This window comes from Microcoleus sp. Pol12B5, from assembly GCF_036701335.1.
Classification (GTDB): Bacteria; Cyanobacteriota; Cyanobacteriia; order Cyanobacteriales; family Microcoleaceae; genus Microcoleus.
The window spans coordinates 1-11181 of record NZ_JAUBQQ010000109.1; the positions used below are offsets into that span (position 1 = coordinate 1).

At 45.7% G+C, this 11181-nt stretch carries 13 protein-coding genes; 7 read left to right on the plus strand and 6 right to left on the minus strand.

What is annotated here, in order from left to right; genetic code table 11:
• Positions 1–181 precede the first annotated feature (181 nt).
• The gene (locus QUA24_RS25850; RefSeq protein ID WP_015174354.1) at positions 182–523 is read left to right on the plus strand and encodes a hypothetical protein; all 342 of its coding nucleotides are present in this window, start codon (positions 182–184) and stop codon (positions 521–523) included.
• 143 nt (positions 524–666) lie between these two features.
• Here QUA24_RS25850 and QUA24_RS25855 read toward each other — a convergent pair whose 3' ends face one another.
• Positions 667–1059: a DUF4189 domain-containing protein gene (locus QUA24_RS25855; RefSeq protein ID WP_333233171.1), complete on the minus strand. Its 393-nt coding sequence runs from the start codon at positions 1057–1059 to the stop codon at positions 667–669.
• 135 nt (positions 1060–1194) lie between these two features.
• Here QUA24_RS25855 and QUA24_RS25860 point away from each other — a divergent pair, with 135 nt between their 5' ends.
• The 5 genes from QUA24_RS25860 to QUA24_RS25880 all read left to right on the plus strand — a co-directional run bounded on the left by QUA24_RS25860 (position 1195) and on the right by QUA24_RS25880 (position 4046).
• Complete coding sequence (locus tag QUA24_RS25860) at positions 1195–1806, plus strand: hypothetical protein (protein WP_333233173.1); 612 nt, start codon at positions 1195–1197, stop codon at positions 1804–1806.
• A 158-nt stretch (positions 1807–1964) separates the two neighbouring features.
• Positions 1965–2198 (plus strand): hypothetical protein, encoded by a 234-nt coding sequence (locus tag QUA24_RS25865; protein WP_445242652.1) that lies wholly within the window; start codon positions 1965–1967, stop codon positions 2196–2198.
• A 12-nt stretch (positions 2199–2210) separates the two neighbouring features.
• A complete protein-coding gene (locus QUA24_RS25870) occupies positions 2211–2849 on the plus strand; it encodes a ThiF family adenylyltransferase (RefSeq protein ID WP_333233175.1) in 639 nt (212 codons plus the stop codon).
• 40 nt (positions 2850–2889) lie between these two features.
• Positions 2890–3336, plus strand: coding sequence for a peptidoglycan-binding domain-containing protein (locus QUA24_RS25875; protein WP_333209086.1), 447 nt, complete (start codon positions 2890–2892; stop codon positions 3334–3336).
• Between the two features lie 143 nt (positions 3337–3479).
• Entirely contained in the window at positions 3480–4046 is a 567-nt protein-coding gene (locus tag QUA24_RS25880) for a DUF924 family protein (RefSeq protein WP_333233176.1), read from the plus strand.
• A 212-nt stretch (positions 4047–4258) separates the two neighbouring features.
• Here QUA24_RS25880 and QUA24_RS25885 read toward each other — a convergent pair whose 3' ends face one another.
• Together QUA24_RS25885 and QUA24_RS25890 are read right to left on the minus strand one after the other, a co-directional pair.
• Entirely contained in the window at positions 4259–5605 is a 1347-nt protein-coding gene (locus QUA24_RS25885) for a sorbosone dehydrogenase family protein (RefSeq protein ID WP_333233178.1), read from the minus strand.
• Positions 5606–5918: 313 nt separating this feature from the next.
• The gene (locus tag QUA24_RS25890; protein WP_333233180.1) at positions 5919–6419 is read right to left on the minus strand and encodes an autotransporter; all 501 of its coding nucleotides are present in this window, start codon (positions 6417–6419) and stop codon (positions 5919–5921) included.
• Positions 6420–7088: 669 nt separating this feature from the next.
• Between QUA24_RS25890 and QUA24_RS25895 the strand changes: the two genes are divergently transcribed.
• Complete coding sequence (locus QUA24_RS25895) at positions 7089–7724, plus strand: L,D-transpeptidase (protein WP_333233182.1); 636 nt, start codon at positions 7089–7091, stop codon at positions 7722–7724.
• A 194-nt stretch (positions 7725–7918) separates the two neighbouring features.
• Here the strand turns inward: QUA24_RS25895 and QUA24_RS25900 are convergent, their stop codons facing one another.
• The 3 genes from QUA24_RS25900 to QUA24_RS25910 all read right to left on the minus strand — a co-directional run bounded on the left by QUA24_RS25900 (position 7919) and on the right by QUA24_RS25910 (position 10826).
• Positions 7919–9787 carry a tetratricopeptide repeat protein gene (locus QUA24_RS25900; RefSeq protein WP_333233184.1) on the minus strand — a complete coding sequence of 623 codons (1869 nt, stop codon included), beginning with the start codon at positions 9785–9787 and terminating at the stop codon, positions 7919–7921.
• Positions 9788–9859: 72 nt separating this feature from the next.
• Positions 9860–10633 carry a Uma2 family endonuclease gene (locus QUA24_RS25905; RefSeq protein ID WP_333233186.1) on the minus strand — a complete coding sequence of 258 codons (774 nt, stop codon included), beginning with the start codon at positions 10631–10633 and terminating at the stop codon, positions 9860–9862.
• A gap of 4 nt (positions 10634–10637) precedes the next feature.
• On the minus strand, positions 10638–10826 hold the full coding sequence (locus QUA24_RS25910; protein WP_333233188.1) for a hypothetical protein: 189 nt from the start codon (positions 10824–10826) through the stop codon (positions 10638–10640).
• Between the last annotated feature and the right edge of the window lie 355 nt (positions 10827–11181).

Genomic DNA, 11181 nt, shown 5'->3' on the forward strand with positions numbered 1-11181 from the left:
AAAAGCCTTTCGACCCCAATTATTTGACTGCTACCCCTTGACAGGTCAAGACAGTATCTACGGGGGCTACGCCAACGAAGAGGATCACGCTAAATCTCAACCCACTGTGCAACCCACTGTCTAACGAACTGTGCAACCCACTGTGCAACCCACAATACAACTACTTTAACTTCTTAAAACTATGGGAAAAAAGTCGAAAGCCAAAAAATCCCAGGTCAAAAAATCCAGTTTGCTCTGCCAGCGACTCCAAGAAGCTCTCGATCGAGGCAGTAAAGTTTGGATTAAAACAAATAATAGCAGTTTCGGCGGCATCCCGATTAATTTGTTCGGGGAGTTTGCAGAACTTTTGGTGATAGTTCCTCCTAACGAACAGGCGGAAAATATCGATGCTTACGGACAAGTTACGTGGCTGATTCGACTCTCTGATATTATTGCACTTGCTTACCCTACTGAATACTGGTCTAAAGATAGATTAGAAAGTTTGCTGCCACCTGATGCAGTTACTTCCGAAGTAGGAGATTAACTGCGTAGGGTGTGCATTGCGTACCCTAATTTTAGCTGAGTTGTATTTGGTATGGTGTGCATTGCACACCATACATTTACTATTTTTTAAGCTGTTTTAGCAGCCAACATATACACCTGTTCCACCGATTTTTATCAGTTTAATTAGTTGTTGCAAGCTGAAAGCTGCACTTTACAGTTACCGCCATCTAGTTCGCTGCAACCTGCAAGAGCTTGAGCTTCTGCTGCGGCTTGATCGTCGCCCCAGCCCGCACCAGCTCCTCCTTTGCCTACTGCGATCGCTCCACAATTATTACTATTAGATGTCAGGGGTTCGCAGTCGTTCGCACCTCCGCTTTGTTCATTGCAGACGGCTACTGCTGCGTTTAGTGCTTCTTTCTCCGTAGCATGATCCCAGCTAATACCAGTGGCGTCAGAAGTCGGAGAATAAGCAGTAGCTCCATAGGTATCCTGAGCTTTAGCTACCTGGACTGAGCCAAAAAGAGGAAGTGTCAAAGCTGTGACTACAACCCACTTAGAAAAAAGCTTTTGCAGCATATTTACTTAAGATATTTACAAGGTTAAGTTGCGAGGTTCGCTCAATATTAGATTAGGAAATTAATTCCTGTCAATAGTGTTGAGTAATCTTTATATTTTCTTAAACTAAGAGTTTCTTCGGTAACAAAAAGTAAGATGAAGGAGGTCAATTCAGTGGCAGATATTCGCAAAATCCTCAGCCAACTTGCGGCCAAAGAAGGGCACTTACTCGATACGCAATTCCTGGCTCCTTGCGTACCCGGGGGGAGCGTGCGGACAAGGGTTAGCTCAATGGTTTATACTTTTCAACCGCAGCCACGCAACTTTGAAGGATGGGCTGTTTTTGCGCCAGTAAATGAAAAAATAGCTGCGGTAATTGAGGAGCCGAGTTTGGTGCAAGTGGCCGAGTATTTACAACTCCTCCTCCCCGTTCGCTTGCACTTGGCTTGCCTGCTGCAAGGGCAAACGTGGCTGGCTTATCCTGTTAACGAATCTGATGCTAAACAGCGCACGGGTGCTGCGAAACCCGTACCAGTGCATTTAGTAACAGAAGGTTCGCAGTTTGAGCCGATTGTTGCGCGCTGGGATGGTCATTGTTTGTGGTTTGAAGAGATTGACAGGCGCGCCGATTCACTGCCCTCTGAGGAGTTAAAAGCAGCTTTAAAAAAGTTGATTTTCCCTCAAGAAGTTCGTTTTAAAGGGATGACACCGGAAATGCGAACTGTTTACGAATTGGTGTCCCGAAATATTAGACCTCTTGCAAAATAATTTTATGCTATAATTAAGAGTTTGGCTTAAGTGGAGCAGATTGGAGGCTATATCAGCACTTTACAATTATGAGTTAACTCTCAGGTCTAAAATTCAAAACTTTTAATTGTAACATAAATTTTTTTTGCAAGAGGTCTATTAAAGATTTATATCCAAAAGTGCGGGAAGAAAAGCGCTTGCAGCGAGCGTTGAAAATGGGCGGCGGTGAATTGCGGGATTTTTTTGATCGCGAAAATTATTGGCTGGTTGAATGGACTAGCGGAACCGGAGAACATCACACTTCTGCGATCGCCAAAAATGACTTGACAGTTATGAGTGCGGGGATTTGTCTCAGCGGATTGGACAAAGACTTCGACTTGCATTCATTGGTTGGAGTCGTCGAAAATCGCTAATTCTTGATTACCATGAGTATATTTTTTCACGAACAACTTTACAGAAGTGCCGCAGTGATGTCGCTGATCAAAAATTTCCCGGTAACGGTGTGTGGCGCGGGCGCTTTGGGTGCGAATATTACAGAAAGTCTGGCGCGATCGGGCTTTTGTCAGTTAAAAGTCATCGATCGCGATCGCATTGAGGAACGCAACCTTTCCACTCAACCCTATTATCGATCGGACATCGGCGCATTCAAAGCCAAAATTCTCGCCAACAACCTCTACCGCGCTTTGGGAGTCAGCATTGACGCGCACTCAAAAGAATTGACACCCGCAAATGTCGATCGGCTGCTTGCCAACAGCGCCACAGTCATCGATACTTTTGATAACAGTGTAGGGCGGCAAGCAGTCAAGGATTACTGTGCCAGTGCCTCCCTTCCCTGCGTGCACGTCGGATTAGCTGCCGATTACTCCGAAATAATTTGGAACGAACACTATCGGGTTCCTTCAGCGGCGAATGATGACGTTTGCGATTACCCACTGGCGAGAAACTTGGTAATGCTGACAGTTGCAGTTGCCTGCGAAGTAATTGTTACCTTTGCTGCTACCAAACAGCAACAAAATTTAACTTGCACGATCGGAGATTTTGCAGTAAAGCCACTTATATTGTAGAATGTCGGTTGACTGTTGCCAGAAACCAGGTGAATCGAGATTGGATGCCCCCATCCCAGAAACCCGGTTTCTCACCCTCAAACAATCGTCCAACTTGCAAAAAACGCTTGAGAAAATTAACAGGGAAAGTATGGTTGGATCGCAGACTTTTTATTATTTACTTGCAGTTCTGGGCTTATTAGTTTTGACTGGCGCAAATGCAGCAAACTATACAGCGGGCAGCGCAATTTGCCCCACTAATGATTGCCACGAACCAGTAGTAAGACACCATAAAAGGATTTTAAAATGTGGCTCGAAAGGGCACGATGTGAAGAAACTGCAAAAGTTGTTGAACGCGCGGGGCTTGTCCCGACACCCGATCGTAATTGATGGCGTTTTCGGTCCGACAACCGAAGATGCAGTGAAAAGATTTCAGCGGCAAGCTCATATTCCTGTAGACGGAGTTGTGGGAGGCAAAACTTGGGACAGATTGTTTGCTAGTTCGTAAATTTAAGCACTGGACAACAAAGGTTCCTAAGTCATTATTGCTAATCATTAATCGCTGTGGTTTGTAGTTGCACAGATAGCACGTTTTGTGCAACTACAGACCCAGAATATTTCATCAACAATCAATCGCGTACTAGATTGCTAATGAATGAAGTTTTAGATTTTTGGTTTGGTCGAGCGCACTCTCCTGAGTTTGGCAAAGTCCACAAGAAATGGTTTGAAAAAGATGCGGATTTTGATGCTGAAGTGCGATCGGGCTTTCTCCCGCAATACGAACTAGCCGCCTCCGGTCAACTCGACTCATGGCAAGATTCCCCCGAATACTGCCTAGCATTAATTATACTGCTCGATCAATTTCCGCGCAATATGTTTCGCGGAACGCCCCAAGCATTCGCCACAGACAGCAAAGCTTTAGCCACCGCCGAATACGCTATTAATCATAACTTCGAGCGCGAATTGGTTACTGTACAAAAATGGTTTATTTATCTGCCTTTTGAACACAGCGAAAACTTAGAAAACCAGCAAAAATCAGTCGAACTATTTAGCCAACTCAGCGGCGAACCTGACAGCGATTCAGTCATTGAATACGCGCAGAAGCATTTGGAAATAATCGAACGTTTTGGGAGATTTCCCCACCGCAATGAAATTCTAGGACGCGAAACAACCCCCGAAGAAGCGGAATTTCTCAAACAACCCGGTTCTGGATTTTAAAGGGCGATCGCAAAATCTCGATATTTCTGATATATTCGAGGCTTGTAGAGGCGGTTTTAGCGCGCAATCAGAACCAACAGCAGACAATCTCTGTACAAAACCCGCCCCAACCCAGCGACTATCAAAATTGAATAGTGAAATTAGAAAAGAAGATAAATTCTTGATTCAACAAAAAGTATACGAGGGTGAAGAATTTATTAATCCCCCCATCGTCAGCGGCGATACTGCACCCGATAAATCCGGTTGTTCGCTTCCTCAGTAAACAGCAAACTCCCGTCAGGTAAAACCAGCAAACCAACCGGCCTCCCCCAAGTTTTCGGGCCCGACGGATCTGTGAGAAAACCAGTCAGAAAATCCTCATAATAACCTTGAGGGCGTCCGTTCGCCACATTAAAAGGTACAAACACGATTTTATAACCAGTTCCAGCGTTCCGGTTCCAACTCCCGCGAAACGCCACAAACGCCCCGTTCGAGAATCTTTTGGGAAACGTTTTGCCGTCGTAAAACTGAAGCCCCAAAGCCGCCGAATGCGCCTGAAACAGCACGTCCGGCATTAATGTTTTAGCCGCTAAATCAGGTCGATCGCTATTGCCATTTCTGGCGTGGCGCGGGTCGAGCAAATTCGGCTTAAAATAAGTGTAAGGCCAGCCGTAAAACTCGCCTTGACGAATTCTTGTTAAGTAATCCGGCACCAAATCATCTCCCAAACCGTCGCGTTCGTTGACTGTCGTGTAGAGTTGATTGGTTTTTGGGTGAAAATCCAATCCCACCGGATTTCGCAAGCCCGAAGCAAAAATTTGCTGGTTCTTGCCGTCCAAATTCATTACTTGAACAGACGCCCTCGGCAGGGGTTCGACATCGGCATTAGATTGCGATCCAACTGAGACGAAAAGCTTGCTTTGGTCAGGGGAAACCACAACATTTCGCGTCCAGTGTTGGTTGTAGCCACCTCCCGGTAAATCGGCAATTTTTTGACCAGTACCAGTTAATTGTTCCTGCCCTTTTGTGTAGGGAAATCGGCGGACTTCAGCGGTATTTCCGAGGAAAAAATAGCGATCGGCAAAAGCCATGCCAAAGGGAATATTTAACCCGTTTTGAGCACTTGCAAAAGTTTTGCGAACCTCAGCAACCCCGTCGCCGTTGGCATCCCGCAACAGTGTAATCCGATTTTGCCGGGTTTCTGTTACCAAAACATCACCTGTCGGCGTCAAAGCCAGCCATCGGGGAGCGTCTAAATTGTCAGCAAAAACGTTGACGACAAAGCCAGGAGGCACTCGCAGCAATGGCGATGCGGGAATCGGTACTACTTGAGGAGGTTTTGATGCGCTATCGCTGGCTCCTGGCCGCGGCAAAGAAGTTGCAACAATGCGGATTGGCTGCGGCGAAAGCGGTTTGGTCGGTACAATTTGATTTGTCCCAACATTTGTCAGCGGTGCACGAGAGGGAATTTGAGACACGGGGCCGTTGTCGCCCACAGCAGGGGCGATCGCATCTGTAGCTCGATCGCACGCAATCATCGGCAACAGCAGAATTAGCAGCAAGAAACGCAGGTAATACATAGCAGCGATTTCTCCACAATTGCTAGACAATTATATTATTCTAACTGCTATTAAACAGCGAAGCCACCGCGTGCGCGGTGACTTAATTTCGCTTACTCATACCAGTTGCAAAAAAAGAAGGCAACTGTAGGCCCGTGTTTCAAAGCTTGAGCTTCATCAGTCAATCGATTTTAGATTTGCGATTTTAGATTGTTGATTGAAGAAAGCGATCCTACTAATAAATCCGGGGGGCCCGGATCAAATTGCTTGATTGTCATTGCCAATTTTCAATCGAAAATCGACAATCAAAAATCTAAAATCGTATAACCTAGGTCTACCAAAGTCCTCTCACAGGAGCCGGAGCCGGAGCCGGAGCCGGAATTGGACGGGGAGCCGGACGAGGAGCCGGAGCCGGAGCCGGACGAGGAGCCGGACGCGGTGGCGGTTCTGGAGCCGGACGCGGTGCCGGTGCTGGGGTTGCGGGACGAGCAACTGTTGTGGCGACCACCTTATAATCGGGGATCACCGCGATATTTTGGATCTGAGATCCGGCGACGGTGGCTCGGACTTTCATTCCCGGTACTAAGCCAATAATTCTCAGGACGCATCTTTGAATCCTGAGAGTCCTGTACGGCGCGCTTTCTTCGCGAATAGTTACTACATCGCCGACAATACTTTTGACAAAACCGACAATGGTTGTAGAGTTTGCTGTTGTGGTGGTCTGCGTTTGGGCTATTTGAGTTGCAGGGTTAGCCATCGCAGGATTTACTGAGACCGCCGAAATTACCACCGACAGTGTTGCACCTGTCAATAATTTGATGTTCTGAAGACGCATTGAAACCTCACATTAACTGCTATTCAGGGTCGGGTTTGCTTCCGCTGCACGAAAGTCCCAACTTCTATACCTAATCCAGTTTAATCCCCAGAGTAGGAAATTTATGACAATCTCAAAAAAAGATTATCGAACAAGTATTGAAAGACTAAATTTTACATCATAAGTTCCCGATTTACAACAAGTTCAGCGGTTTGCATCTCTAGAGTGTTGCCGTGATATATTGAGTTTATTCGATCGACCGTTGCAGTTTTTTCCGCCCACCTAACTGTTGCTGGGGCCAACTCTACCCAAAGACAGATTGTGCTTGCCGGATACAGCAGCGCCATAGTTTGAATACTCGATCGCCAGTCGGCCATTACTAAAAAATCCAATTAGTCAGAGGGAAAACTTAATCATTTTCTTGCAAGATTTACCCATAAACCTGGTTTTTTAACGACATTCTATTGCGTAACTCCACTGAGCCACTTATAAAAACCTTGTTGTTTTGGTACTATTGCTTAAGCTTTGTGTTGAGCTACAAGTTATCAGTGGTGAAATTTCAACTAAAAACTGTACAGCGCAGTTGCCGTCAAAAAGCCATCTCAAAAATTTTCTCATCAGGTGCAGTTGGCGGATAATTAGATAGGAACTTTGTAGGAAATGCTGGTGAGGAGTTTAGCGAAGAAAACAATGGTGAAGAGCAAATTTTCGTTTAACAAGTTAATTGTACTGAGCTTGAGTGCAGCCGCGCTGTCGGTCGGCCTACAGGAGCAGGCGACTGCCGAATTGGTAGCTAATTCAAGTAATAGTGCGATCGCAGCGCAGCGGCCCACATCCGAGACACAATTGCCGAATCTTGGAACCCCAGAACTGCCGCCATTGGGAGAACCATTTCGTTATATTCCCCAGGAATCAAAGCCTGCGGTAAATCCTATTGAGGAAGTGCGTTTAGTCCTGAAATTGCGAGAACGCCGCGTCTATGTTTACCGACAAAATAAGGTGCAAACCAGTTTCCCAGTTGCTGTGGGAAAAGGTGGGTGGGAAACTCCTACAGGCAACTTTAAAGTTATGCAAATGATCAAAGATCCTGTTTGGCAAAATCCTTGGACAGGAGAACTTATTCCTGCTGGGCCAGATAATCCATTAGGGAGTAGGTGGATGGGATTTTGGACGGATGGCAAGAATGTGATTGGTTTTCATGGTACTCCGAATCCAGAGTCGATCGGGGGGGCGGCTTCTCACGGTTGTGTCAGAATGTTTGACAAAGACGCACAGGCTTTATTTGAGAAAGTCGCAGTTGGCACACCGGTGATAGTTGAGCATTAGTTATTCGGAGGTTGGGGTGCATAAAAACAAATGAACAGGCAAGATGCCTGTTCCACAAAGACTTAAATTTGGTTGTGGGCTGGGCATCATGCCCGCCCATGAAAGACTTATTGATAATGCAGCTATTGGGTGAGTTAAAACTTACATTTTGCACCCCTCTCAGCAACAGGCTTTTTGGCCTGTTCCACAAAGAGTTAAATAGATTGCTGATATTTTTCCAGCAACTCCGGGATGTAATCGTAACCATCAACACCGATCGCCGGAATGATATTCGCTCGACTTTTAGCCAAAGCTTGTTTAAAAGATTCAGCCCCCATTTGACCCCGCAAAATAGTCAACAAACCAGCAGATTGACGCCACTCCATCGCACCAATTTGCTCCAAAGTATACATCCCCAAACTGCCTGCAAATATCGCTTTTTCTAGTGAGTTGATTCTGTAATAAGCTTGAGCCAAGTAAGCCAAATTCAGACCTTGCAAATATAAATCCCCTGAGAATTGGGCCGCTTGCCAACCTTTGAGCAAATATTCGATCGCGCCTTCAGCATTTTCCAGGGCAATTTTAGCGATACCGAGACTGCTGGAACAAAAAGCTTGACTTTGGCGATCGCCCAATTTTTCCGATAGCAACAAACCTTGTTCTAAATAGCCGATCGCACTCTCGTAAACCTCCGGTTCCACCTCCTCCAACTGCCGCGCTTGAAAAACTTCGCTGTAACCCAAGTTAGCCAGCGCATTTGCCTCGCCTTGCCGCTCTCCCGCTTGTCGTGCCATAATTAAAGCCCGTTGGCTGTAATTAATCGCTTCCTGATAATTTTTTTGAGCAACATAGTTGCGGCTGATGTGATTGAGATTGGCAACTTCGCAAGCTTTGTCTCCTTCGGTACGGGCAATTTCCAGCGCTTGCTTGTGCAGCAAGAGCGATCGCTCGTAAGCCCCAGCCGCCTGCATCGAATAACCCAAAAGCGTCAGAATTCGAGCTTTCGCTTGAGTGCCTTCAACACGCCGCAGCGGTTCATCTAAATAATCCAAAGTATGACGCAGAGCTTTACCATCAAATGAAGCAAAAATTCCCCCGTAAAGCGGAAAGTATTCTCGTTGAGAAAAAGCCCGCAAAATTTGCAAAGTTACTTGAAAACAAGCATTTGCCAACTGCTCCCCACTCTTGGTAGAATTATTAAACCCACTAGCTAGCTGACTCCAAATTACCGCAAAAGTAATGTAAGTAGAAATAGAAGCTTTTGTTGACACTTTGGAATCGTAAACTTGCTTGTCAAACCATGTCGCCAACGCCCGCTGCAAGCACTGCAAAATAATCGCTAATTCTACCAATATGCCTAAATCTAAATTCGATTGCTTGGCTGCGAATTGAACTACAGATTCACCGATAGCAATAGTATTCAAAAGAGCCTGGGGAAAGGGACTGTTAACTTTTTTTGCCCAAAAAGCCCAAGGCCCATTTTGTTCGGGACTACCGGCAAATCCTAGCTGCTGCGGCTGATAAATCCAGCCCACAAGTTCCGGTTCCAAACGCTGCCAAGATTCTAAACCTTTGGCGATGCCGGCGGTGATTTGCTGCAAATCTTGTTCGGTTTCGGGATTGGCAGTTTGCAGCATTTGTTGGTGCAGAGATTTGGCTAATTGCTGCAATTGATCTAGAGTCAGCGGATGTTCTTTATTCGGATCAATTACTTGCAATAATGCCAAGAGGCGGGCATTAGATTCAGCACTAACGATTTGTTGGATTGAGGAGGCAATTGCGCGATCGACGCGGTTATCTTTCTGCCAACGTTCCCATTCTCCTTGGATGGTTTTGAGAGCTCTGAGGGTGCGATTTGCCTTTGCTTGTTTGATTTCGTCTTTTTCATTTCTGAGTTGATTTTCGGCGGCATCAAGGCGTTCGCCGAAACAGCGTTCAAAGATTTCGCCAGTACCGGTACTAATGTCTTGCACCAGCATTTGATAAACTTGTTCTTTGGAGCGAATTTGACCTTTGAGGGTGATTTCGACAATTTTGTCGATTAGGGCTAGGTAGCGATCGCGCAGTGAGGTAGAGTCTGGCATAATTTATTTTTAGTTAATAAGTTTTTATGGACAGCGCTTGCAGCTTGCACCATTTCATGCCGCTATTTAATTTTACAGCTCATCTGGATTAATGCCCATTGCTCTGAGGCGATCGGCTAAACGATTTGCTCGCTGACTTTCTAATTGAGCTCGCTGACTTTCTAATTCGGCTCGCTGCCTTTCAAACTCCTCTGGAGTCAGAACCCAATCGCCACTGACATCGTACCAACGCAGCCACAACCTCGAACAACCTTGATAACAACCTTCCCACAAACCTATACCTAATTCTAATTCCGGTATCCAGAATCGGGGTTCGCTTAAAACTTGTTCGTGGTAACGATTGCTAATCCAACAAAATACTCTCAGTTGATTGTTGTACTGACTGAAAACAAAGTAGTAAGGAATCTGCAAAATCTGTTCATAAACTCGCCACTTAGTAGGCGGTTTATTTCGGGATTCTTCTGTAATTTCTAAATCCTCATCTTCAGTTCCAGGTGATAGCAGTTCTATTACTACCAGAGGACTGACATTTTCTTGCCACATCACGTAGCTGAGGCGTAATTCGTCACCTCGATAAAATCTCGGAACCCCCAATACGACAAACCAATCAGGCCTTTTGTACCAATTGAGATGGTTAGAATCGTAGTAGAGATTAAGGTCTGTCGCTATAAATATTTGTTCGGGCGGATGGTTTGCGGGGCGACAGGTTAAACGCAGCATTTCAGGTTGAAAGTCGTGGAATTCGTCAGGCAAACCGGGTTCCTCCGGGTCTTCACTGGGTAAATCATACATCGTAGGGAGGACTTTTGTTTGGGAAGGTGGCGAATCCGGTTCGTACATCGTCATAAGATTACCCAGGCGAGACGGCTTGAGGAGATTGAAGCGATACGGTAATTGTAATATTATAGCGCGATGTGATTTCTTGCGGCAGAAAGTCAGTATCTTTTGCACCGGGAATTTTATTGAGATAGAAATTTTTTACGGCTAACAGAAAGCCTGCGATCGCTTCTGATGAATTTTGGGAGTCGGCTACCTTCAAGAAATTTTGCCATTAACTCTCATCGTTGCCGTTAATATCTAGCGGTTTCATCGCTGACTTTATCCTCTGTTACGCTGCGGTTTGTTTGGTTTAAATGCAGCATTTACTCAAAAATAGTAGCGGGTGAATTGCCTTATATGGTGCTTTTTTTCTTGGCAATAAGTGGTTTAAAATAGAGTTTTGCTAGCAAAACGGTGATGTTTCTGCCGCCGGCTATTTCGGTTTTAAGGTTTCGTAGATTTTGAGCAGCCACAGTAGGCGGATGCCAAAGGTTCGGAGTAACCGTTCAGGGGGTGCGCCTGAAGCGCACCACCCCAAGAGGAGTTTAAGCATCAATATGTTTGAGAGCTAACAA

Bases quoted from the DNA above. Each gene is read 5' to 3' on its own strand.
- QUA24_RS25850 (WP_015174354.1), top strand. From the start codon at position 182: ATGGGAAAAAAGTCGAAAGCCAAAAAATCCCAGGTCAAAAAATCCAGT.
- QUA24_RS25855 (WP_333233171.1), bottom strand. From the start codon at position 1,059: ATGCTGCAAAAGCTTTTTTCTAAGTGGGTTGTAGTCACAGCTTTGACA.
- QUA24_RS25860 (WP_333233173.1), top strand. From the start codon at position 1,195: ATGAAGGAGGTCAATTCAGTGGCAGATATTCGCAAAATCCTCAGCCAA.
- QUA24_RS25870 (WP_333233175.1), top strand. From the start codon at position 2,211: ATGAGTATATTTTTTCACGAACAACTTTACAGAAGTGCCGCAGTGATG.
- QUA24_RS25880 (WP_333233176.1), top strand. From the start codon at position 3,480: ATGAATGAAGTTTTAGATTTTTGGTTTGGTCGAGCGCACTCTCCTGAG.
- QUA24_RS25885 (WP_333233178.1), bottom strand. From the start codon at position 5,605: ATGTATTACCTGCGTTTCTTGCTGCTAATTCTGCTGTTGCCGATGATT.
- QUA24_RS25890 (WP_333233180.1), bottom strand. From the start codon at position 6,419: ATGCGTCTTCAGAACATCAAATTATTGACAGGTGCAACACTGTCGGTG.
- QUA24_RS25895 (WP_333233182.1), top strand. From the start codon at position 7,089: ATGGTGAAGAGCAAATTTTCGTTTAACAAGTTAATTGTACTGAGCTTG.
- QUA24_RS25900 (WP_333233184.1), bottom strand. From the start codon at position 9,787: ATGCCAGACTCTACCTCACTGCGCGATCGCTACCTAGCCCTAATCGAC.
- QUA24_RS25905 (WP_333233186.1), bottom strand. From the start codon at position 10,633: ATGACGATGTACGAACCGGATTCGCCACCTTCCCAAACAAAAGTCCTC.